This is a genomic window from Xanthomonas chitinilytica (assembly GCF_026107455.2).
GTDB classification, from domain to species: domain Bacteria; phylum Pseudomonadota; class Gammaproteobacteria; order Xanthomonadales; family Xanthomonadaceae; genus Stenotrophomonas; species Stenotrophomonas chitinilytica.
In genome coordinates this window covers 103243-126906 of the sequence record NZ_JAPCHY010000002.1, presented here as the reverse complement: position 1 = coordinate 126906, position 23664 = coordinate 103243, and the positions used below count along the sequence as shown (strand labels likewise).

Genomic DNA, 23664 nt, shown 5'->3' with positions numbered 1-23664 from the left:
TGCGCACCGTCAGGCATGAGGTCAATGGGCACGCTCGCTCCTGCGGGTGATCCGGTTGGCTCCGGGTCGCTTTCCACCGGCCAAGCGAAGCACCTAGAATCAGCCACACTCTGGATCGGGTCGAAAGGAAGCGGACGTTGGCGCTGTCATTGCAGGTGATCGAGGCGCTGGCGCCTGACCAGGGAGCATTGGCCGCGGCAGGCAAGCTGCGCAAGCCTTCGCAGTGGTTGAGCCTGTCCTTCGACGAACGCAGCCAGACCGCCTGGGCCGAGTGCCAGGGCTCCGGCGCCAACCCCTACCGGGTGATCGTCGACATCGACGACCACGGCTACAAATGCACCTGCCCGTCGCGCAAGTTCCCGTGCAAGCACAGCCTGGCGCTGATGTGGCTGTACGTGGAAACGCCCGAGCGCTTCGTCGCCGGCACGCCCGCCGAATGGGTCGACGAATGGCAGGGCCGGCGCCGCCGCCGCGGCAATGCGCCGCAGGACGAGGCCGCCACCGCGCCGCGCGCCAGCCTTGCGAAAGTCGCCGGCGAAGCCGAGGGCGAAGTGGCGGCGGTGGACGATGCCGCCGCGCGCCAGCGCAACGCCGCCGCCGCGGCCAAGCGCAAGGTGCAGACCGATGCGGCGATCGCGCAGGGGCTGGACGACCTGCAGCAGTGGCTGCTGGACCAGCTGCAGTCGGGCCTGGCGGTCTTCGTCGAGGAAGCCCCCGCACGCTGCCGCCGCATCGCCTCGCGGCTGGTGGACGCCAAGGCACCGACGCTGGCCTCGCGGCTGGACGAGATGCCTTCGCGGCTGCTGGCGCTGCCGGCGCGCCTGCGCCTGCCGGCGGCGCAGCACGAGCTGGGCCAACTGCACCTGCTGGCCCAGGCCTGGCGCGCGGAGCCGGACGATGCCGACGCCCGCGCCGGCGTGGTGCAGGCGCCCACGCGCGAGGCCATCCTCGCCGATGCCGGCACCCGCCACGTCGCCGGTCCCTGGCGTGTGCTCGGCACCGAGGTGGAGACCCGCCGCGACGGCATGGTCGGCCAGTCCACCTGGCTGCGGCACGGCCACGACGGCGGCCGCTTCGCGCTGTTGCAGGATTTCTTCCCGGCCAGCGCCGGCCGCCGCAGCGCCGCCTTCGAGGCCGGCCAGCGGCTGGACATGACCGTGAGCTTCCATCCCGGCCGCCATCCGTTGCGCGGCGCGCTCAACACCGCCGCCACCGCCGCGGCCGCGAGCGGGGAGGGGGCCGCAACGCCGGCGCCCGGCGACGACCTGCTGCGTCCGCACCGCCATCATCTGGCCCAGGTTCCCTGGGCGCAGCGCACGCCGCTGGTGCTGGGAAGCGGACAGGTCGCGCGCGATGCCGAAGGCGGCGACTGGTGGCTGCCGGAAGGCGGTGCCGCACCGCTGCCGCTGGCGACGCTGGACGAGGTGGCCGCTTGGCGCGGCCTGCGCGCCTCGTCGGCGGTCGCCGTCTGGAACGGCTGGCAGGCCACCTTGCTGATGCTGGAGACCGCACTGGGCGAGGTGTACTTCCATGGCTGAGACCACGCTTTCCGCGCAGCTGGCACGGCTGCAGGCGCGCTGGTACGCCGGCGGCAACCGTCCGCTGCCGGCGACGGACATTCCCGCGGACTGGTCGCTGCCCGAGGCCGACGATGCCCGTCGCCTCGCGCTGCTGGCGATGGGCGGGCAATGCCAGCAGTTCCTGATGTTGCCGGCGGCGCCCGCGAACCTGTCGCCGGCCGCCGCGTTCCCCGCCTTGCCGTTGGCGACGCTGGAGGCGCCCGAACGCACGCTGTCGCGCCGGCTGCTGCCGCGCCTGCGCGCCGAACAGGTCGCCGCGCTGATGCGGATGCTGGCCGCGCGCCGGCGCATGCTGCACCCCTTCGACGTATCGGCCCGCCACTTTCCCGCCGACGTCGATCTGCCCGGTTGCTACGACGCCTGGCGCGCGTGGTACGAGCGCCAGGCCCGCGCTGCCACGCCCGACGCCACCGTCCCGGCCGACGACGACTGGTCGCTGATGACTCCCGGCGAACAGCGCCGCCACCTGCAGGCGCTGCGCGCGCAGGATCCGGCGCAGGGGCGCGAGGCATTCGCCGCCCATGCCGCCGCGCTGCCCGCGCCGCAGCGGCTGGCGCTGCTGGAGGTGCTGGCCGAGCGGCTGCAGGCCGACGACCTGCCGGCGCTGGAGGCCCTGCACAACGACCGCTCGGAGAAGGTGCGCCAGCGCGCGGCGCAACTGCGCGCGCGGCTGGGCGCCGACGCTCCGGCCGAGGCCGCGTTGCTGGCCGAGCTGCCGCAGTGGTTCGAACTGGGCAGGAGCGGGTTGCTGCGCCGTCGCACCGAGGCCGGGTTCGCGCCGTTGAAGAACGCCGCCCAGCGTCGCCAGCGCGAGGAACTGCTGGCGCAGGCGACGTGGGAACAGATCGCCACCGCGCTGGGCGTGCCGTCGCTGGAACTGGTGGAGCACTGGCGCTGGCGCAAGGACGACGAGGCCCACGGGCTGCTGGCCTGCGTCGCCCGCAGCGCGCCGCTGCCGGTGGTGCAGGCGTGGCTGGAGAAGCTGCTGTTCGCGCCGGCGACGGAGGCGGTCTGGTCGCTGCCGCCGCTGTACCAGCGGCTCGACGACGCGCAGCGGCGGGCGCTGGCACTGCGCGGCCTGCCCGCCGCCGACACCTGCCTGACCACGTTCGACGCCCTGCTGGATCTGGCCGGCGGGCCGTTGCCGGCACTGGAACCCGGACAGCTGCTGGCCAGCCGGCCATGGCGCGAGCTGCACAGGCAGGTGGTCGTGCTGGAGGCGGCAGCGCTGGACGGCCTGGCCGACGAACTGTTGGCATTGGCCTGCCTCGTCCCCGGCGACTGCGCCCGTGCCTGCCTGGCCCTGCTGGACGCCGACGGCGCGCGCGCCGCCGAACCGGCGCTGGATCCGCTGCGCCTGAACGCACGCACGCTTCCCCCTTCTCCTTCCGAAGAACCGCACCCATGAGCGAGAACCAACGCAGCACCGCCGAACAGCAGTACGCACACGAACTCCAGGCCCTGGCCGCGGTGGAGGGCGTGCGGCCGCCGAACTGGCAGCTGTCCCCGCGCGCGGTGGTCACCTACCTGATGGGCGGCACCGCGCCGGACGGCACCGTCGTCATCCCCAAGTACGTCGGCAACCGCCGGCTGATCGAGGCGGCGGTGGCGACGCTGGCCACCGACCGCGCGCTGCTGCTGCTGGGCGTGCCGGGCACCGCCAAGTCGTGGGTGTCCGAGCACCTGGCCGCGGCCATTTCCGGCGACTCGACCCGGGTGATCCAGTGCACCGCCGGCACCGACGAGAACCAGGTGCGCTACGGCTGGAACTACGCGCAGCTGCTGGCGCACGGCCCCAGCCGGCAGGCGCTGGTGCCCACGCCGCTGCTGCGCGCGATGGAGGCCGGCACCCTGTGCCGGCTGGAGGAACTCACCCGCATGGGCTCGGACGTGCAGGACACGCTGATCACCGTGCTGTCCGAGCGGATGATGCCGATCCCGGAACTGGACGACATCGTCCACGCCCGCCGCGGCTTCAACGTCATCGCCACCGCCAACAACCGCGACAAGGGCGTCAACGACCTGTCCGCCGCGCTCAAGCGCCGCTTCAACGTGGTGGTGCTGCCGCTGCCGGACACGCTGGAGGAGGAAGTGGCGATCGTGCACCAGCGCGTGCAGGACATGGGCCGCGCACTCGACCTGCCGGTGCCGGCCAACGCTGCCGAGGAGGTGGCGCGGGTGGTGGCGATCTTCCGCGAGCTGCGCAGCGGCCGCACCGAGGACGGCAAGGTCACGCTGAAGACGCCGTCGGGCAATCTTTCCACCGCCGAGGCCATCGCGGTGATGGTCGGCGGCATGAGCCAGTGCCACTTCTTCGGCGACGGCAGGCTGGCCGCCCCCGACCTGGGCGGCAACCTGATCGGCGCCATCGTCAAGGACCCGGTGCAGGACAAGACCGTGCTGGAGGAATACCTGGAAACCGTGCTGAAGAAGCGCAGCGGTTTCGGCGACTACTACCGCGCCATGCTCGACGTGCTGTGACCGGCGGTCGATGAGCGCCACGGTCCACTACTTCGGCATCCGCCACCACGGCCCCGGCTCGGCGCGGCGCCTGCTGCAGGCGCTGGAAGCGCTGCAGCCGGCGATGCTGCTGGTCGAAGGCCCGGCCGACGCCGGCGCGTTGCTGCCGGCGCTGGCGGACCCTGCGATGGTGCCGCCGGTGGCGCTGCTGAACCATGCCGCCGACGATCCGGAACTGGCGGTGTTCCACCCGTTCGCCGAGTTCTCGCCGGAATACCAGGCCATCGTCTGGGCGCTGCGGCGGCAGCTGCCGGTGCGCTTCATCGACCTGCCGGCCGGGCTGGAACTGGCCGCGCGCAAGGCCGCGCGCGATGCGCAGGCCGCCGAAGCGGACGATGCGGACCAAGCGCCGGAGGATGCGCAAGCCGATGCCGAAGGCGACGACGAACGGGAAGAGCACGCCCCCGCGTTCGCCCACGATCCCATCGGCGAACTGGCGCGGCTGGCCGGCTACGACGACGGCGAGTCGTGGTGGCACGACTGGGTGGAATCGGGCCACGACGCGCCGGCGGAAACCTTCGCCGCGGTGGCCGACATGATGCAGGCGCTGCGCGAGAGCGCGGCGGAACCGGGCCTGCGCGAGCGCCGGCGCGAGGCGCACATGCGCCTGTCCATCGCCCAGGCCGCGCGCGAGGCCGGGGACGGTGCGGTGGCCGTGGTCTGCGGCGCCTGGCACGTCCCGGCGCTGCGCGCGAAGACGAAGCAGGCCGACGACAAGGCGCTGCTGCGCGGCCTGCCCAAGACCGCCGTGCGCAGCACCTGGGTGCCGTGGACGCTGCCGCGCCTGTCCACCGCCAGCGGCTACGGCGCCGGCGTGGACGCGCCGCGCTGGTACGCCCACCTGTGGCGCCACGGCGGCGACGAGGCAGCGCTGTCGCACTGGCTGGTGCAGGTGGCGCACGTCTTCCGCGCGGGCGGCGCCCCGGCCTCGCCGGCCTCGGTGATCGAGACCGTGCGCCTGGCCGGCGCGCTGGCGCGGCTGCGCGCGCGGCCGGCACCGGGCTACGAGGAAATGCGCGACGCGGTGATCGCCTGCCTGTGCGGCGGCGAGCCGCTGGTCTGGCAGCAGCACGAACGCGAACTGCTGCTGGGCGGCGACGTCGGCAGCATCCCGCCGGACACGCCGCTGATGCCGCTGCTGGAAGACCTGCAACGCCAGCAGAAGGCCACCCGGCTCAAGCCCGAGGCGCTGGAACGCGAATTGGCGCTGGATCTGCGCAGCGACGCCGGCAACGCCCGCTCGCAGCTGCTGCACCGGCTGCGGCTGCTCGACGTGCCATGGGGCGTGCAGGGCGATGCCGGCGGCAGCCGCGGCACCTTCCGCGAGCGCTGGACGCTGCGCTGGGAGCCGGAGTTCGCCGTCGCGCTGGTCGAGAACCTGGTGCACGGCACCACCATCGAACAGGCCGCCGGCAACCGCGCCATCGCCCGGATGCAGGGCGAGGGCCGCATGTCGGCGCTGACCGCGCTGGTCAACACCTGCCTGGAGGCGCAGCTGCCGCGGGCGGTGGAGGCCGGCATCCGGCGCCTGGCCGAGGTCGCGGCGCAGGCGCAGGAATGCGTGGAGATGCTGGCGACGCTGCCGCCGCTGGTGTCGCTGCGGCGCTACGGCAGCGCGCGCCGGATCGAACTGGGGCAGGTCGCCGGGCTGGTCGAGCGCCTGCTGGTGCAGGCCACCCTGGCGCTGCCCTACGCCTCGCGCAACCTCGACGCCGAGCAGGCCGCGGCGCTGTGCGAGGCCATCGCCGGCTGGGCCGCCTCGTTGTCGATCGCCGAGCTGGACGAGGCCGCCGCGCAGGCGTGGTGGCAGGCGCTCGATGCGCTGGTCGAAGCCGCGCCCACCCACCGGCGCGTGGCCGGGCTGGCCGCGCGCCTGCTGCTGGAGGCCGAGCGCCGCGACGTCGCCCAGACCCAGGCGCTGATGCTGCGCATGTTCTCGCCGGGCGAGGACAGCGCCGACGCGGCGCAGTTCTTCGAAGGCTTCTTCCTCGGCGCGGCCGCGCAGCTGCTGCACCAGCGCGAACTGCTGGCCGGCGTGGACGCATGGCTGGCCGCGCTGCCGGCCGAGACCTTCCAGCAGCAACTGCCGCTGCTGCGACGGGTACTGTCGGCGCTGGACGGCAACGAGCGCCGGCACCTGCTCGAACGCGTGCTGTCGCCGCAGGCCGGGCCGGCCGACACGCTCGCGCTCGACCTTCGCCACCTCGACGCATGGAACGCCCACGCCGCGCGGCTGGGCGCGCTGCTCACCGGAGACCCCCCCGCATGGCCGACATGACCCCGGACCGGCGCGAGCAGGAACGCCGCTGGCGGCTGGTGCTCGGCCAGGACGACGAAACCGCCCTGAGCGCCGACGACCGCCGCCTCAACGCGGCGCTGTCCGCGCTGTACGACGCTCCCGGGCAAGGCGCCGGCGGCAAGGGCCGCGGCTCGCTGGCCGGCTCGGCGCCGCGGGTGTCGCGCTGGCTGGGCGACATCCGCGCGTTCTTCCCGGCCTCGGTGGTGCGGGTGGTGCAGCGCGACGCGCTGGAGCGGCTGGGCCTGCGGCAGATGCTGCTGCAACCGGAGTTCCTGGCCACGCTGGAGGCCGACGTGCATCTGGTGGCCGACCTGGTCGCGCTGCGCTCGGTGATGCCGGAAAAGACCCTGGAAACCGCGCGCATGGTCATCGCCAAGGTGGTGGCCGCGCTGATCGCGCGGCTGGAGCAGCGCACCGCCGAGGCCATCCGCGGCGCGGTCAACCGCGCCCGCCGCACCTCGCGCCCGCGCCCGGCCGACATCGACTGGCCGCGTACCCTGCGCGCCAACCTGCGCCACTACCAGCCCGAGTACCGCAGCGTCGTGCCCGAGCGGCTGGTCGGCTTCATGCGCCACCAGCGCCGGCTGGTGGATCTGGACGAGGTGATCCTGTGCGTGGACCAGTCCGGCTCGATGGCCAGCTCGGTGGTCTATGCCTCGATCTTCGCCGCGGTGATGGCCTCGCTGCCGGTGGTGAAGACGCGGCTGGTGTGCTTCGACACCGCCATCGTCGACCTCACCGGGGAACTGGCCGACCCGGTGCAGGTGCTGTTCGGCGTGCAACTGGGCGGCGGCACCGACATCAACCAGGCCGTGGCCTATTGCGAGCGGCAGATCCAGCAGCCGCAGAAGACCCACCTGGTGCTGATCTCCGACCTGTACGAAGGCGGCAACGGCGAGGAACTGCTGGCGCGCGCCGCCGCGCTGGTGCGGCTGGGGGTGAACCTGATCGTGCTGCTGGCGCTGAGCGACGACGGCCGCCCGGCCTACGATGCGCGGATGGCCGAGGCCTTCGCCGCGCTGGGCGCGCCGGTGTTCGCCTGCACCCCCGACCAGTTCCCCGACCTGATGGCCTGCGCGCTGCGCCGCGAGGACATCCTGGCCTGGGCCGCGGACAACGACATCAAGGCCATCCGCGGCGGCTGACGCCGGGCGCGCTGCGTCGCCGCTGCGCGACAGCGTGAGTGGGGACGAGCAAACGGTGCGTCCAACGGGTGCAAGCAACGGCCGACGACGGAAGGGATGGCGGGCGAGGCCGCCTGGCGCGGCATTTCCCGCTCCATTGCCGGTGCAGGCGCGGGGGATCGCGGACGGGTTTCACGCCGCCGGCAGCGGCCGCCATTCCCACCACGGATAGTGGTATTCGCGGTCGGTGGCGTCCCACGCCTGGCCGCAGGCGCTGCAGGCGACACGATGCCGCTCGCCCCAGCCGTCTTCGGCTTCACCCCGTTCCAGCAGCCGCACCTGGCCCTGCTCGATCAGGCATCGCGGGTCGAAGAACACATACCCCGGATACAGCGCGCACAGGCAGCCGGTGCGATCGCGCCAGTAGCGCAGCCGGCGCAGCGCGAATGCCAGATGCACCTGGTTGCCGATCAGTGCGCCGTCCAGCTCGATGCCTGCGCAGGCCTTGCCGATCGTCTCCGCGTGCGGCGCCAGCGCATCCAGCGCGCCGGCCGCATGCAGCCGCGCGACCTGGCTGGCGGCAGCCTGGATGCGCCGCGCATCGCGCGACGTCAACGCCTGCAGCAGCGCCTCGGCCTGCGGGTCGTCCAGCCGCGGCGGCGATGCGGACCACGGCCAGCGCATCAGCGCGCCTTTCCGATGGCGGCGTAACGGCCGGCGGTCAGCTGCAGCAGATCGGCCGGTGCCAGCTCCACCTCCAGTCCGCGGCGGCCGGCGCTGACGTGGATCGTCGGCAGCGCCTGCGCGCTGGCGTCGAGGAAGGTGCGCAGCTTCTTCTTCTGCGCCAGCGGGCTGATGCCGCCGGCCAGGTAGCCGGTGGCGCGTTGCGCGGCGTCGACGGCGGCCATCCCGCATTTCTTGCAGCCGGCGGCCTCGGCCAGCGCCTTCAGGTCCAGCTGGCCGGCCACCGGCACGATCGCCACCAGCAGCTCGTGCGCGTCGGTGCTGGCCAGCAGGGTCTTGAACACCTGTGCCGGGTCCAGCCCCAACTTGCGCACGGCCTCGTCGCCGTAGGAGTCGGCGTCGCGCTCGTGCGCATAGCTGCGCACGCTGTGGGCGGTCTTCTCGCGCTTGAGCAGGGCGATGGCGGGCGTCATGGCGGCATCGTAGCGCGCGGTTCCCGGTTTGCCTTGGCCGCGACTCCGCCATGTTGGTTCCAGGCTCGTCTCTGCACGGCACCGCCGGGAAACCGCGGCGGTGCGATGGCGGGCGGAAGGCCGTCCTGCTGACGCGCAAGCCGTCGCGCGGCATCTGCGGCGTTCTCGAGCCGGATGCGTGCAGGAGACTCCACGTCCGTCGCTTCCGCGCAGGGCTGCAGGCAGTCGAATCGAAGCTGCTCCGGAACGACGGCGGGCGCCGTGCAGGACGTCCATCGGACGGGCGGAGATCCACACGCGCGGCCGGCAGTGGCTCCGCGCCGGCGGATGCCGCCGCTCAGGCGATGCGGACCACGCGGCAGTCGCGGCACAGCGGGTAGTCGGCGAGGAAGCCGGCGAGCCTGGCCTGCATGTCGTCGTAGCTGCGGCCGTACATGTACAGCGCGGTCTCGGTCGGGCCCTGCCAGTGGCTGTTGACCATGCCCACGCCGTCCAGCAGGCGGATGCACTCGTCGTACACGTGGTTGGAGTCGCACGAGGCGTAGACCTCGTCGGGCAGGTCGGTGCCGTTGAGATAGAGGGCCAGCCCCTCGTGCGTGCCGAACGGGATGCGCCCGGCCTCGCCCGGCACGTACAGGGACGACCCCTTCGGCGCCAGCATGGCGGCGAAGATGCCGGCGATCCGCTCGGCCGCCGCGCGCGTGCAGTCGTCCAGTTCGATCTCGATGTCGCAGTTCTCGACTTCGCCTTCCGGCGACAGCGCGGTGCCGCCGCCGACCACGCGCGCAGCGAGCTTCTCTTCCCCGGCGATCTGCTCGAAGGCGTCCTCCAGCTCGGCGCGGTGCATCGGCTGCAGGCGCGCGTTGAGGGTCAGGGTGATCGTGCCGGGAGTCTTCTTCCTGAAAATGCCGAACATGCGGGCGTTCCTTGCGCGGTGGGAAGTCGTGGCCCGCGCAGCCGCACGGGCGGGAGGCCGTGGCCGCGACCCGGGTCCCGCGACGGCAGCGCAGCCGCGGGACCGGGGCCGGCAACGGTCAGTAGCGGTAGTGCTCCGGCTTGAACGGACCGTCCACCGGCACGCCGAGGTAGTCGGCCTGTTCCTGGGTCAGGGTGGTCAGCTTCACGCCGATCTTCTCCAGGTGCAGGCGCGCCACCTCCTCGTCCAGCTTCTTCGGCAGGCGGTACACGTCGTTGGCGTACACGTCCTTGTTCTGCCACAGGTCGATCTGCGCCAAGGTCTGGTTGGCGAAGCTGTTGGACATGACGAAGCTCGGGTGGCCGGTGGCGCAGCCCAGGTTCACCAGGCGGCCTTCGGCCAGCAGGAAGATCGCATTGCCGTTCGGGAACACGAACTTGTCCACCTGCGGCTTGATGTTGATCTTCTGCACGCCCGGATAGTTGACCAGCGCGTCGACCTGGATCTCGTTGTCGAAGTGGCCGATGTTGCAGACGATGGCCTGGTCCTTCATCGCGCTCAGGTGCTCGATGCGGATGATGTCCTTGTTGCCGGTGGTGGTGACGTAGATGTCGCCGCGGCCCAGGGTGGATTCGAGGGTGTTGACCTCGAAGCCTTCCATCGCCGCCTGCAGCGCGCAGATCGGGTCGATCTCGGTGACGATCACGCGCGCGCCGTAGGCGCGCAGCGAATGCGCCGAGCCCTTGCCGACGTCGCCGTAGCCGCAGACCACGGCGACCTTGCCGGCCAGCATCACGTCCATCGCGCGCTTGAGGCCGTCGGCCAGCGACTCGCGGCAGCCATACAGGTTGTCGAACTTGCTCTTGGTGACCGAGTCGTTGACGTTGATCGCCGGGATCAGCAGGGTGCCGGCCTCGGCCAGCTGGTACAGGCGGTGCACGCCGGTGGTGGTCTCCTCGGACACGCCCTTCCAGTCCTTGACCACGCGGGTCCAGTAGCCCGGGCGTTCGGTGGCGACGCGCTTGAGCAGGTTCTTGATCACCTGTTCCTCGTGCGAGGACGAGGCGCTGTTCACCCAGTCGCTGCCGTTCTCCAGCTCGTAACCCTTGTGGATCAGCAGGGTGACGTCGCCGCCGTCGTCCACCACCAGCTGCGGGCCGAGCAGGGTGCCGTCGGCCGCCTTGAAGGTCAGCGCTTCCAGCGTGCAGTCCCAGTATTCCTCCAGGGTCTCGCCCTTCCACGCGAACACCGGGGTGCCGGTGGCGGCGATGGCGGCGGCGGCCTGGTCCTGGGTCGAGAAGATGTTGCACGAGGCCCAGCGCACGTCGCCGCCGATGTCCTTGAGCGTTTCGATCAGCACCGCGGTCTGGATGGTCATGTGCAGCGAGCCGGTCACGCGCACGCCCTTGAGCGGCTGCTGCGCGGCGTACTTGCGGCGGATCGACATCAGGCCCGGCATCTCGTGCTCGGCGATGTCGATTTCCTTGCGGCCCCAGTCGGCCAGCGAGATGTCGGCGACCTTGTAATCGCCTTCGGTCGAGAAGGTCTTGGCTACAGCGTTCATGCAATGCTCCGGTCTATGGCGAGGTGACTCGCGTTCGCCGGGCGCCGTTGTTGCGTGGACCTTCCGCCGAGCCTGGCCATGGCGAAGCGGCGGTGCCGGCTTCGCGAGCGGATTCGCATCCATGGTCGCAGCGCCCCTCGGCGGAGGGACCGCGATTATATCGCCGCGGCCGCTTCCGGGATGAACCGGGCCGCGACCCAACCAACGGCAGAGGGCCCGCATGGCACCGGGCTGCTATGGTCCCGGGCTGACATGACACGGGGTGGGATGACGATGACGATAGCGAGGATGGGCGGGCGCAAGGCCCGCTGGCGGCCGCTGGCCGTATTGTGCGCCGGCCTGCTGCTGGCACCGGCCGCGGCCTGGGCGCAGGCCCCGGCCCCGGCTCCGGCGTCCGCCGCGGCGGGCTACCGGCTGCCGTCGGCGGAACTGCAGGCGGTGGTGGATGCGCCGCGGGCGCCGGCCCTGTTCCTGTCGCCAAAACGTGACCTGGCGGCGATGGTGCAGACCCCGGCGCTGCCGTCCATCGCCCAGGTGGCGCAGCCAGAGCTGAAGCTGGCCGGGCTGCGCATCAATCCGAAGACGTTCTCCGACAGCCGCTTTTCCTTCGGCAGCAAGCTGTGGTTGATTTCCACCGTGGACGGCGCCGAGCGCCAGATCAGCGGCCTGCCGCAGCCGCTGTCGGTGGCCTCGCTGGCGTGGTCGTCGGACCAGAGGTACCTGGCCTTCAACCAGCTCGACCCGGCCAACGGCAGCAACGAGCTATGGCTGGTGGACGTGGCTGCCGGCAGCGCGCGCCGCGTTGCCGAGCGCTTGAACAGCATCGTCGGCAACGGCTATGTGTGGTTGCCGGGCAGCGATGCGCTGCTGGTGATGCAGCGCCCGACCGCGCAGGGCGAGCCGCCCCACGGCGATGGCATTCCCACCGGGCCGGCAGTGCAGGAAACCGTGGCAGGGCAGGGCGTGCGCTCGGTACGCACCTACCAGGATCTGCTGAAGAATGAGGACGACGCCCGCTTGCTGGAGTACTACCTGCAGGCGCAGCCGCTGCGGCTGGTGATCAACGGCCAGACCACCCCGGTCGGCACGCCGGGCCTGTACCTGGGCTTGTCGCCTTCGCCCGATGGCAAATACCTGCTCAGCCAGCGGGTGGAGCGGCCGTTCTCCTACGCGGTGCCGGTCAACCGCTTCCCGCGCCGCATCGAGGTGCTGGATGCGCAGGGCCGGGTGGCGCACACGGTGGCGAAGCTGCCGCTGGTCGATGGCCTGCCCACCGGCAACGACGCGGTGCCGACCGGCGTGCGTTCGATCGGTTGGCGTGCCGATGCGCCGGCCACGCTGGTGTGGGCCGAGGCGCAGGACGGTGGCGACCCGGCGCGAGAGGCGGCGGTGCGCGATGCCGTGCTGGTGCAGGCCGCGCCGTTCGACAGGCCGCCGGTGACGCTGGCGCAATTGGGTTCGCGCTATGCCGGCATCACCTGGGGCCGTGGCGACGTGGCGCTGCTGGACGAATACTGGTGGAAGAGCCGCCAGGTGAAGCAGTGGAAGATCGCCCCGGACCACCCGGAGCAGGCACCGGCATTGCTGTACGCACGTTCGGAGGACGACCGCTACGGCGACCCCGGCGAGCCGCTGTTGCAACCGGATGATGCTGGTCGCGCGCGGTTGCAGTTCAGCGCAGACGGCAACAGCTTCTATCGCATCGGCGATGGCGCCTCGCCGGAAGGCGACCGTCCGTTCCTCGACCGCGTTGACCTGGCCAGCGGCGACAGCGAGCGCCTGTTCCACTCGCAGGCGCCGTACTACGAGGTGCCGCTGTCGATCATCGAGGGCGAGGACGCACGCATCCTCACCTATCGCGAATCCAACGACGTGCCGGCCAACCTGTTCGCGCGTGGCCTGTCCGCCGATGCCGGGGCGGTGGACCTGACCCGTTTCGCGCACCCGTTGCCGCAACTGCGCGGGGTGAAGAAGGAACAGATCCGCTATAAGCGCGACGATGGCGTCGAACTCACTGCCGATCTGCTGTTGCCGCCCGGCTACGATCCGAAGAAGGACGGCCCGCGCCCGGTGCTGATGTGGGCCTACCCGGCCGAGTTCAAGTCCGCCGACGACGCCAGCCAGGTGACCGGCTCGCCGCACCGCTTCAACGCGATCAGCTACTGGGGGCCGCAGGCGTTCCTGGCCAAGGGCTACGTGGTGCTCAACAACCCGACCATGCCGATCATCGGCGAGGGCGACACCGAGCCGAATGACACCTATGTGCAGCAACTGGTGGCCAGCGCGCAGGCGGCGGTGGATGAAGTGGTGCGGCGTGGTGTCGGCGACCGCGAGCGCATCGCCGTGGGCGGGCATTCCTACGGTGCGTTCATGACCGCCAACCTGCTGGCGCACACGCGCCTGTTCAAGGCTGGTATCGCCCGCAGCGGCGCCTACAACCGCACGCTCACGCCGTTCGGCTTCCAGGCCGAGGAACGCAACTACTGGCAGGCGCAGGATACCTACCAGAAGATGTCGCCGTTCAACTACGCCGACCGTATCAAGGACCCGATCCTGTTCATCCACGGCGAGGACGACAACAACTCCGGCACCTTCCCGATCCAGAGCGAGCGCATGTTCGCCGCGGTCAAGGGTCTGGGTGGCACCTCGCGGTTGGTGATGCTGCCGAACGAATCGCACGGCTACCGCGCACGCGAGTCGATCATGACCATGCTGGCCGAAAGCGAGGAGTGGCTGGACCGCTGGCTTGTCGCCCCGACGAAGGACGGCAAGCGCCGCTGACGTGTGGTGTCGGCAGCTGGCAGGGCGGGTCCGGAGCAACGAGGCTGTCCTGGGCGAGTGCCGATCGTTGGTCGGCACTTTGCCCCCGGTCCATGTCGAACCTGTCGATGATGCGCGCCAATCCCCGACCAGCGGTCGAGCACTGGTTGGTAGTGCCGGTCCGGCTTCCGTGGTGGTTTGGCATGTCACGGCTTGTCCGCCATGGAGCATCGGATCGCTTCTCCAATGTCCGAAAGGACAACAGCTGGACAACATTACAAACGCAACTGTTTCAGGATTGGTGCACTGCAAAACACCGCGTTCTTTTCGGTTAGGCTTGATTGCTCTTGCTCCCTGAGGTTCGGCGTCGCAGATGAACGAGTACCGCAGCAGCATCGTGTTCGCCACGCCGGATATCCCGCTGCGTGACGACGTGCGCCGGCTGGGCGCACTGGTCGGCGACCTGCTCGCCGAGCAGGTTTCTCCCGCCTTCCTGGACGAGGTGGAGCAGGTACGCACCACCGCCATCGCGCGCCGCGAGAGCCAGGCGCCGCTGCAGTCGCTCAGCGAACAACTGGCCGGGCGCAGTCCGCGCGATGCCGAATCGCTGGTGCGCGCGTTCAGCACCTACTTCCAGGTGGTCAACATCGCCGAGCGGGTGCACCGCATCCGCCGCCGCCGCGACTACCAGCGCGCCGGCACCCGGCGCCCGCAACCGGACGGACTGCACGACGCGCTGCTGCGGCTCAAGGCCAAGGGCGTGACCCTGGAGGAGCTGGAGCAGTGGCTGCCGCGCATCGACATCGAACCGGTGTTCACCGCCCATCCCACCGAGGCGGTGCGGCGTGCGCTGCTGGAGAAGGAACAGCTGATGGTGGCCAGCCTGGTCGCCGACCTGGATGGCCAGCGCACGCCCGGCGAACGCGCCGCCGATACCGCGCGCTTCCGCATGGCGCTGACCTCGTCGTGGCAGACCGCCGACTCCTCGCCGGTGCGGCCGACGGTGGACGACGAGCGCGAGCACGTCGGTTTCTACCTGGTCCAGGTGCTGTACCGGGTGATGCCGGTGCTGTACGAATCGCTGGAGCAGGCGCTGGTCGATACCTGGGGCAGGTCGCCGCCGCTGCCGCGGCTGGTGCGCTTCGGCACCTGGGTGGGCGGCGACATGGACGGCAATCCTAACGTGGATGCCGACACCATCAGCGCCACCTTGAACGCACAGCGGGAGTCGGTGCTGGCGCAGTACCTGAAGGAGATGCTGCAGCTGGCCAGCCTGCTCAGCCAGTCCGTCGAGCTGGTGGGGGTGAGCGATGCGGTGCTGGCGCGGGTGGCGGAATACCGCAGGCTGCTGCCGCAGGTGCAGTCGCGGCCGCGGCATGCCGACATGCCGTACCGTCTGCTCAACGACCTGATGCGCGCGCGGCTGCAGGCCACGCTGGACGACGCGCCTGGCGGCTATGCATCGCCGGACGAGTTCATCGCCGACATCGAGCTGATCCTGCACAGCCTGGAGGCCAACAAGGGCCGCCACGCCGGCTGGTTCTCGGTGCGCCGGCTGCTGTGGCGCGCGCGCACCTTCGGCTTCCACCTGGCGCGGCTGGACGTGCGCCAGGAATCGTCGGTGCACGCGCGCGCGCTGGCCGCGGCGCTCGACGGGCAGCAGGCCTGGGACGCGCTCGACGACCGCGCCCGCGCGCAGCGGCTGTCGCCCTATGCCAGCGGCGAGCAGGTATTGCCGCCGCCCGCCGACGACGAGACCGGGCAGCGCCTGGACAAGGTGTTCGCGGCGCTGGCCGATGCCCGCCGCCGCCACGGCGCCGACGCGCTGGGCAGCTACATCATCTCCATGGCGCACGACCGCGGCGACGTGCTGGCGGTGCTGGCGCTGGCCCGCCGCGGCGGGCTGGTGGACGCGCAGGGCACGGTGCCGCTGGACATCGCGCCGCTGTTCGAGACTGTGGACGACCTGCGCCGCGGCACCGACACCCTGCGCGACCTGCTGTCCGACCCGGTGTACCGCGCGCACCTGGCCGCGCGCGGCGACGTGCAGATGGTCATGCTGGGCTACTCGGACAGCGGCAAGGACGGAGGCATCGCCGCCTCGCGCTGGGGCCTGCAGCGGGCGCAGGTGGAACTGCTGGACGTGGCCGCGGGCTTCGGCGTGCGGCTGACGTTCTTCCACGGCCGCGGCGGTTCGATCAGCCGCGGCGGCGGCAAGACCACCCATGCCGTCGATGCCTCGCCGCGCGGCAGCATCGACGGCCGCCTGCGCGTCACCGAGCAGGGCGAGGTGATCCACCGCAAATACGGCATCCGCGCGCTGGCGCTGCGCTCGCTGGAACAGTCCGCCGGCGCGGTGCTGCGCTCGAGCCTGCGGCCGCGCGCGCCGGAGCCGCGCGAAGCGCAGTGGCGACCGGTGATGGATCGGGTGGCCGAAGCCAGTTCGCGCGCCTACCGCGCCTTCGTCGGCCAACCGGAGTTCATGGCGTACTTCCGCCAGGCCACGCCGATCGACGTGATCGAGCGCATGACCCTGGGCTCGCGGCCGTCGCGGCGGCTGGGCGAGGATGCCGCGCTGTCCAACCTGCGGGCGATCCCGTGGGTGTTCGCGTGGAGCCAGTCGCGCGCGGTGATCCCCGGCTGGTTCGGCGTGGGCAGCGGGCTGCAGGCCGCCGCCGATGCCGGGCACGAAGCGGCGCTGCGCGAGATGGCGCACGACTGGCCGTTCTTCGACACCTTCCTCGACGACATGGCGATGGTGCTGAGCAAGGGCGACATCAACATCGCCGAGCTGTTCTCGAAGCTGGCCGGCCCGCTGCACGAGCGGTTCTTCCCGCTGATCCGCGCCGAGCTGGAACTGACCGCCAGCTGGGTCAAGCGCCTGAGCGGGCAGGCCGAACTGCTGGAGCACGACCCGCGGCTGGCGCTGTCGATCCGCCTGCGCAATCCCTACATCGACCCGATCAGCGTGCTGCAGGTCGACCTGCTCGGGCGCTGGCGCGAGAGCGGCGGGCAGGACGACGCCCTGCTGCGCGCGCTGGTGGCCTGCGTCAACGGCGTCTCGCAGGGCGTGCAGAACACCGGTTGAGGCCCGCCTCCGGTACGGCGGGCGCAACAGCGGCATAATCGCGACGTTGTGCATTCCGCCGCCGGCTGCTCCGGCGGCCTGGGGGAGGGGATGGACGGGGAGATCACCGAACGCTACCGGCAGGCCAAGCGCATCGCGCTGGCGGCCAATGCGCTGTCGGGGGACGAGCGCGACGCACTGATCGAGCGCGAGACGGCGGGCGATCCGGCGCTGCGCCGCGAAGTGCGCTGGATGCTCGATGCGATCGTGTCCACCGCCAGTGGCCCCGAACTGCCGTTGCCGCATCAGCCCGCCGCCGACCTGAGCGGCCAGCAGGCCACCGTCGGCAGCCCACGCGAATACCGCCTGCTGCGCCCGCTGGGCGAGGGCGGCATGGGCATCGTCTACCTGGCCGAGCGCCGCGAGGGCGATTTCGTGCAGTCGGTGGCACTGAAGCTGCTGCACGACTCGGCCATCGGTTCGCCGGTGCTGCAGGAGCGCTTCCAGCGCGAACGCACGCTGCTGGCGCGGTTGCAGCATCCAGGCATCGCGCGGCTGCTCGATGGCGGGCTGTTGTCCGACGGGCGTCCGTTCCTGGCGATGGAATGCGTCGATGGCGAGCGCATCGACCAGTGGTGCACGCAGCGGCGCCCGGACCTGACGCAGCTGGTCGACCTGTTCCTCAAGGTCTGCGATGCGGTGTCCTACGCGCACCGGCACCTGGTCATCCATCGCGACATCAAGCCGGCGAACATCCTGGTCACCGCCGCCGGCGAGCCGAAGCTGCTGGATTTCGGCATCGCCCGGCTGCTGGGCGACAGCACCGAGGTGGCGCAGACCCGCACCGGCCAGCATGCGTTGACCATCGCCTATGCCAGCCCGGAGCAGATCGAGCGGCAGCCGCTGACCGTGGCCGCCGACATCTACTCGCTGGGCGTAGTCCTGTACCAGTTGCTGTGCGGGCACCGGCCGTACCAGCACCTGACCTCGCCGCTGGACCTGTCCAACGCCATCGTCGACGGCAAGCTGCCCGCGCCCAGCCGCAGCACTCCGCCGCCCGCCGCCGACGGCTCGCTGCCGCCACGGCCGCTGCGGCATATCCCGGCCGACGTCGATGCGATCGTGCTCAAGGCGATGCGGCGCAGGGCCGACGACCGCTACGCCACCGTGGACGAGATGGCTGCCGACCTGCAGCGTTTCCTGCAGCGGCGGCCGGTGGCGGCGCGCCGCGGCCAGCGGCTTTACGTGGCACGCCGGTTCCTGCAGCGCAACCGCTGGGGGCTGGCGGCCGCTGCGGCGATCGCGCTGTCGCTGGTGGCCGGGCTGGGCGTCTCGCTGTACGGCCTGGAACGGGCACGGGAACAGCAGCGCATGGCCGAGACCCGCCAGTTGCAGCTGGAGCGGATGGTGCGCTTCCAGCAATCGGCACTGGCCAGCGTGGACATCGACGCGATGGGCCATGCGCTGGCGACCGCGCAGCAGCAGCGCGTACTGCACGCCTTGCAGGCCGGTGCGGGAGAGGAGGCCCCACTGGACGAACGCGTGGCCGAGGCCTTCGTGCAGTCCGGTTCCAGCGCCGTGGCCCGCGACGTGCTGGACGAATACGTGGTGTCGCATGCCCTGGCGCGCGTGGAGCGGGACTTCGGCGATTCGCCGCAGCTGGCCGCGGATCTGCGCCAGTCGCTGGCCGGGGTGCTGGCGGCGATCGGCCAGTATCCGCACGCCACCGCGGAGCTGCGCAAGGTGCTGGCCGCGCGCGAGATGCTGCCCGTGGACGACCCGCGGCGGATCTCGGTACGGGTGGACCTGGGGCAGGCGCTGCGGCAGCAGGGGCAGATGGAGGAAGCCTCCGCCCTGTTCGACGCGGCCACCCGGCAGGCAGCGGCGCTGCCTGCATTGGACCCGCTGCGGATCGCCGCCGACAGCGGTGCGGCACGGGTGCTGGCCGAGCAGGGCCACCTGCTGGCGGCGTTGGAACGGCAGCAGGCGCTGCGCCTGCAGTGGAGCGGGCTGGAGGCCACCGACCCGGGCCTGCTGGAACTGCGCCGCGACCTGGTGAACACGCTGATACGGCTGGGGCGTCGCGACGAGGCGCGTGCGGAGATGGAGGCATTGCTGCCGCTGTACCGGCAGCGTCATGGCGACGAGGACGCCACCACGCTGGCGGCGATGCTCACCCTGGCCGACCTGGACAACACCCGCAACGAGTACGAGCAGTCGCTGGCGCTGGCCCGCGAAGTCGCCGACATCCGCGAGCGGCGCCTCGGCGACGACCACCCCGACACGCTGCAGGCGCTGGCACTGGTGGGCGCCAACACGGTGCGGCTGGCGCAGCGGCAACCGGCCTTCGGCCAGGCCGAGGCATTCATGCAGACGCTGATCGAGCGGCAGCAGCGGGTACTGGGCGAGGCCCATCCGCAGACCCTGGCCAGCATCGCCGAACTGGTCCGGCTGCTGGGCAAGCAGGGCCGGCTGGCGCCGGCCATCGCGCTGCAGCGGCAGGTGCTGGCCGCACGCACGGAGAGCCTGGGGCTGGAACATCCGGACACCATCTTCGCCGGTGGCGGGCTGGCCAGCCTGCTGGCCACCGCCGGACAGTACGACGAGGCGCGGGTGCTGGCGCAGCGGACGCTGCGGCTGCAGCGCAGGACGCTGGGCGACGAGCACCCGATCACCACCGCGACGCTGGACGTCATCGGCCGCCTGGAAGACGGGGCGCGGCGATGGGAGACCGCCCGCGATGCCCATCGCCAGGCGCTGGAGATGCGCGTGCGCCTGCGCGGCCCGCGCGATGCCCACACCATCGAGAGCGCATCGCGGCTGTATGGCGTGCTGGTGAAGCTGGACGACCGCGCCGCCATGGACGAGGTGCGCACCCGCTATCTGGACCCGGTGATCGCGATGGATCCGGACACGCTCAACGCCGGCATGCGTTCGGTGCGCGAGGAAGCGATCCGGACCACGACGCCCGGCGCCGGCTGATCCACGGTGGCGGCAACCGGTTACTGGAAACCGTAGCGGACCACGTGGAAGAACACCGGCGCGGAGAACACCACCGAGTCGAGGCGGTCGAGGATGCCGCCGTGGCCTTCGATCATCTCGCCCCAGTCCTTGGCGCCGAGGCTGCGCTTGACCGCCGACAGCGCCAGCCCGCCGAGGAAGCCGCACAGCACGATCAGCAGCGACAGCAGGCCCGACTGCAGCGGCGTGAACGGCGTGATCCACCACAGCGCGGCCCCGACCGCGGCCGCCGACAGGCCGCCGCCGAGCAGCCCCTCCACGGTCTTGGACGGGCTCACCTGCGGCGCCAGCAGGCGCCTGCCGAACAACTTGCCGAACACGTACTGCAGCACGTCGCTCAGCTGCACCACCAGCAGCAGGTAGAACAGCAGCATCAGGTTCTGCCCCTCGTAGCCGGGGATGCGCAGCAGCATCAGCGCCGGCGCGTGGCTCAGGCAGAACACCGTGAGCATCAGCCCCCACTGGATCTTGGTGTTGCGCTCCAGGAACTGGTCGGTGTCGCCGGACAGCGCCGACACCGCCGGCAACAGCAGGAAGCCGTACACCGGGATGCACATCACGAACAGGCCGTACCAGTCGATGCCGATCAGCCAGTACTGCAGCGGGATGGCGACGTAGAAGCACAGGCACAGCGCCAGGTGGTCGCCGCGCCGGGTCGGGGTGAGCGAGATGAACTCGCGCAGCGCGAAGAACGACAGCAGCCCGTACAGCACCAGCGTGGATACCTTGCCGAGCAGGAAGCAGGCCAGCAGCACGCCGCTCATCACCCACCACGCGCGGATGCGCGCGTTGAGGTTCTCGGTGACCGGGCCGGGCCGGCGCCGCTGCAGGACCGCGCCGATGACGCTGGCCACGACCAGCAGCGCCATGATCCCGCCCATCACCCACCAGAACTTCGGCGGCGCGCGCTCGATGGCCTGCCGCAGGAAACTGCCCAGCGGCAGCGAGTAGAACGTGTTCATGCCAGGTCCACCACCGCTTGCCGTGCGCGCTCCAGGAAGCGCTCCTTGTCCTCGCCCGGCCGCAATGCGATGGCCGGCCCGAAGCGCACCGTGCACACCAGCGGCACCGGCACCAGGCTGCCCTTGGGCAGGGCGCGGCGCGCGTTGTCCAGGTACACCGCCACCAACTCCACCTGCGGGTAGCGCCGGGCCAGGTGGAACAGCCCGGACTTGAACGGCTGCGGCAGCTCGTCGTGGTTGCGGGTGCCTTCCGGGAACAGGATCAGCGAATCGCCGGCGTCCAGGGCATCGAACAGCGGCTGCAGCGGATCGCCGTCGCACTTGTCGCGGTCGCGTTCGATCAGTACCGCATTGAAGCCCCTGTCGGCGACCGTCCGGCGCAGGCCCCGGCTCCAGTAATCGCGCGCGGCGACCGGTCGGGTGTGCCCACGCAACGCCGGCGGCAGCGCCGCCCACAGCGCCACCGTGTCCAGGTGGCTGGAATGGTTGGCGAAATAGATCCGCTGGACATCCTGCGGCTGGCTGCCGATCCAGCGCGGATAGGCGCCGATGAAGAGCTTGACCGCTGCCACCAGCAGCCGCGACAGCATCAGGACGCGGCCTTCAGCTGCTTGGCGATGGCACGGGTACGGGTGATGCAGGTCAGCAGCGAGCCGGCCGCGATCACCGCGCTGGCCAGCGGCAGGCTGTAGAAGGTGCCGACGGTCAGGCGCTCGCCGACGGCGAGCAGGCAGGCGGCGGTCAGCACCGCCATGCGGTGCTGTTTGGCCATCGGCCCGCGGAAGTCCTGCGCCAGCCCCAGGCTGCCGCCGGATACGCGCACGTAGGCGGTCAGCGCCGCCAGCAACGCGCCCAGCCAGCCCAGCCACGGGTAGCCGGCGGCATGGCCGAGGGCGACGATCAGCAGCGAATCGGCGATGCGGTCGGGGAATTCGTTGTACAGCGCGCCGGTGGCGGTCTGCTTGCCGCCCTCCATCGCCACCATGCCGTCGAGCAGGTTGCAGATCAGCCGCATCTGCACGCAGAGCGCGCACAGCAGCAGCCCCGGTACGTTGGCCGACCAGAACAGCAGCATCGCGCCGAGTGCGGCGAAGAAGATGCTCAGCAGCGATATCTGGTTGGGCGTGATGGAAGAGCGCGCAAGCGCGGAGCTGAGCGCGGTGGCCCAGCCGGTCGCACGCGCGGCGATCGGTCGACGGTCGGTTTGATTCCCCATGGGCCGATGGTAGTGCATCGGCACCCGGTGGCCCAGCGGTGCGCCGGGCCACCTGCCGGTAATGTGACCGGCGGCCGCGCGCAGGGTGTCGCTTGCGGACGGCGGAAAAAACGAAGGGCCTCCGGAGAGGCCCTTCGTGATCATGGCGCGCTGGCGCGATGCTTACTTCAGCTTGGCGTCCTTGCGCAGGGCCTCGGCGCGGTCGGTCTTCTCCCACGAGAACGCGGTGGCATCGACCTTGTTGCCTTCGCCGTCGTTGTAGCTGAACTCCTTGGGCTTGCGGCCGAAGTGGCCGTAGGCGGCGGTCTGCTGGTACATCGGGTGGATCAGGTCGAGCATCTTGATGATGCCGTACGGGCGCAGGTCGAAGTGCTTGCGGATCAGCTTCTCGATCTGCTCGTCCGGAATCCGGCCGGTGCCGAAGGTGGTGACCGAGATCGAGGTCGGCTCGGCCACGCCGATGGCGTAGGAGACCTGCACTTCGCAACGGTCGGCCAGGCCGGCGGCGACCACGTTCTTGGCGACGTAGCGGGCGGCGTAGGCGGCCGAGCGGTCGACCTTGGACGGGTCCTTGCCGGAGAACGCGCCGCCGCCGTGGCGGGCCCAGCCGCCGTAGGTGTCGACGATGATCTTGCGGCCGGTCAGGCCGCAGTCGCCCACCGGGCCGCCGATCTCGAACTTGCCGGTCGGGTTGATGTGGAACTTGGTGCCCTTGTGCAGCCACTTGGCCGGCAGCACCGGCTTGATGATCTCCTCGCGGACGGCCTCGATCAGGTCCTTCTGCTTGATGCCCGGGGCGTGCTGGGTCGACAGCACCACCGCGTCGATCGCCGCGACCTTGCCGTCCTCGTAGCGCAGGGTGACCTGGCTCTTGGCGTCCGGGCGCAGCCACGACAGCGGCGAGTTCTTCTTCTTGCGGATCTTGGCCTGCTGCTCGACCAGGCGGTGCGACAGGTGGATCGCCGCCGGCATGTAGCTGTCGGTCTCGTTGGTGGCGTAGCCGAACATCAGGCCCTGGTCGCCGGCGCCCATTTCCTCGGGCTTCTTGCGGTCCACGCCCTGGGCGATGTGCGGGCTCTGCTTGCCGATCAGGTTGAGCACGCCGCAGGTGGCGCCGTCGAAGCCGACGTCGGAGCTGTCGTAGCCGATGTCCAGGATCACCTTGCGGGTCAGCGCTTCCAGGTCGATCCAGGCGCTGGTGGTGATCTCGCCGGCGACGATCGCCACGCCGGTCTTGACCATGGTCTCGCAGGCCACGCGGGCGCGCTTGTCCTGGGCCAGGATGGCGTCCAGCACCGCATCGGAGATCTGGTCGGCAATCTTGTCCGGATGGCCTTCGGAGACCGATTCGGAAGTGAACAGGTAGCTGGACATCAGGCTGAATATCCCTTGATTCGGATGGAAAGATGGGCGCGCATGATACACGTGCCCGGGGTGTCGTGCATTGTGCCCGCTCGGGGGTTGCCGGGAGTTAAGGC

16 protein-coding genes and 1 riboswitch are annotated in these 23664 nt (G+C 71.0%); of the genes, 8 read left to right on the top strand and 8 right to left on the bottom strand.

Going from position 1 to position 23664, the window contains the following annotated elements; genetic code table 11:
- Positions 1-137: 137 nt before the first annotated feature.
- The 5 genes from OK345_RS02700 to OK345_RS02680 are packed head-to-tail and all read left to right on the top strand — an operon-like array spanning position 138 to position 7544.
- Positions 138-1538 carry an SWIM zinc finger family protein gene (locus tag OK345_RS02700; protein WP_265126369.1) on the top strand — a complete coding sequence of 467 codons (1401 nt, stop codon included), beginning with the start codon at positions 138-140 and terminating at the stop codon, positions 1536-1538.
- Positions 1531-2988: a DUF5691 domain-containing protein gene (locus OK345_RS02695; protein WP_265126368.1), complete on the top strand. Its 1458-nt coding sequence runs from the start codon at positions 1531-1533 to the stop codon at positions 2986-2988. Before OK345_RS02700 ends, OK345_RS02695 begins: the two co-directional genes overlap by 8 nt.
- Positions 2985-4061 carry an ATP-binding protein gene (locus OK345_RS02690; protein WP_265126367.1) on the top strand — a complete coding sequence of 359 codons (1077 nt, stop codon included), beginning with the start codon at positions 2985-2987 and terminating at the stop codon, positions 4059-4061. Before OK345_RS02695 ends, OK345_RS02690 begins: the two co-directional genes overlap by 4 nt.
- A gap of 10 nt (positions 4062-4071) precedes the next feature.
- On the top strand, positions 4072-6378 hold the full coding sequence (locus OK345_RS02685; RefSeq protein WP_265126366.1) for a DUF5682 family protein: 2307 nt from the start codon (positions 4072-4074) through the stop codon (positions 6376-6378).
- Positions 6366-7544: a VWA domain-containing protein gene (locus OK345_RS02680; protein ID WP_265126365.1), complete on the top strand. Its 1179-nt coding sequence runs from the start codon at positions 6366-6368 to the stop codon at positions 7542-7544. Before OK345_RS02685 ends, OK345_RS02680 begins: the two co-directional genes overlap by 13 nt.
- A 171-nt stretch (positions 7545-7715) precedes the next feature.
- Here the strand turns inward: OK345_RS02680 and OK345_RS02675 are convergent, their stop codons facing one another.
- From OK345_RS02675 to ahcY, 4 genes are all read right to left on the bottom strand, one after another.
- A complete protein-coding gene (locus tag OK345_RS02675) occupies positions 7716-8207 on the bottom strand; it encodes a hypothetical protein (protein WP_265126364.1) in 492 nt (163 codons plus the stop codon).
- A complete protein-coding gene (gene ybaK / locus OK345_RS02670; RefSeq protein ID WP_265126363.1) occupies positions 8207-8680 on the bottom strand; it encodes a Cys-tRNA(Pro) deacylase in 474 nt (157 codons plus the stop codon). Before ybaK ends, OK345_RS02675 begins: the two co-directional genes overlap by 1 nt.
- A gap of 337 nt (positions 8681-9017) precedes the next feature.
- Positions 9018-9596 (bottom strand): hypothetical protein, encoded by a 579-nt coding sequence (locus OK345_RS02665; protein WP_265126362.1) that lies wholly within the window; start codon positions 9594-9596, stop codon positions 9018-9020.
- Positions 9597-9714: 118 nt separating this feature from the next.
- The gene (ahcY, locus tag OK345_RS02660; RefSeq protein ID WP_265126361.1) at positions 9715-11160 is read right to left on the bottom strand and encodes an adenosylhomocysteinase; all 1446 of its coding nucleotides are present in this window, start codon (positions 11158-11160) and stop codon (positions 9715-9717) included.
- A 32-nt stretch (positions 11161-11192) separates the two neighbouring features.
- Positions 11193-11305: riboswitch (S-adenosyl-L-homocysteine riboswitch) on the bottom strand.
- Between the two features lie 143 nt (positions 11306-11448).
- Between ahcY and OK345_RS02655 the strand changes: the two genes are divergently transcribed.
- The 3 genes from OK345_RS02655 to OK345_RS02645 all read left to right on the top strand — a co-directional run bounded on the left by OK345_RS02655 (position 11449) and on the right by OK345_RS02645 (position 19969).
- The gene (locus tag OK345_RS02655; RefSeq protein ID WP_265126360.1) at positions 11449-13941 is read left to right on the top strand and encodes an alpha/beta hydrolase family protein; all 2493 of its coding nucleotides are present in this window, start codon (positions 11449-11451) and stop codon (positions 13939-13941) included.
- Between the two features lie 352 nt (positions 13942-14293).
- Positions 14294-17008 carry a phosphoenolpyruvate carboxylase gene (ppc, locus tag OK345_RS02650; RefSeq protein WP_265126359.1) on the top strand — a complete coding sequence of 905 codons (2715 nt, stop codon included), beginning with the start codon at positions 14294-14296 and terminating at the stop codon, positions 17006-17008.
- A 90-nt stretch (positions 17009-17098) separates the two neighbouring features.
- A complete protein-coding gene (locus OK345_RS02645; protein WP_265126358.1) occupies positions 17099-19969 on the top strand; it encodes a serine/threonine-protein kinase in 2871 nt (956 codons plus the stop codon).
- 20 nt (positions 19970-19989) lie between these two features.
- Here OK345_RS02645 and OK345_RS02640 read toward each other — a convergent pair whose 3' ends face one another.
- The 4 genes from OK345_RS02640 to metK all read right to left on the bottom strand — a co-directional run bounded on the left by OK345_RS02640 (position 19990) and on the right by metK (position 23560).
- Complete coding sequence (locus OK345_RS02640) at positions 19990-20889, bottom strand: phosphatidate cytidylyltransferase (protein ID WP_265126603.1); 900 nt, start codon at positions 20887-20889, stop codon at positions 19990-19992.
- Positions 20890-20966: 77 nt separating this feature from the next.
- Positions 20967-21560: a lysophospholipid acyltransferase family protein gene (locus OK345_RS02635; protein WP_265126357.1), complete on the bottom strand. Its 594-nt coding sequence runs from the start codon at positions 21558-21560 to the stop codon at positions 20967-20969.
- Positions 21560-22186, bottom strand: coding sequence for a CDP-alcohol phosphatidyltransferase family protein (locus OK345_RS02630; RefSeq protein ID WP_265126356.1), 627 nt, complete (start codon positions 22184-22186; stop codon positions 21560-21562). The genes OK345_RS02635 and OK345_RS02630 overlap by 1 nt, the downstream gene beginning before the upstream one ends.
- A 162-nt stretch (positions 22187-22348) precedes the next feature.
- Positions 22349-23560 carry a methionine adenosyltransferase gene (gene metK / locus OK345_RS02625; protein WP_265126355.1) on the bottom strand — a complete coding sequence of 404 codons (1212 nt, stop codon included), beginning with the start codon at positions 23558-23560 and terminating at the stop codon, positions 22349-22351.
- Positions 23561-23664: the final 104 nt, after the last annotated feature.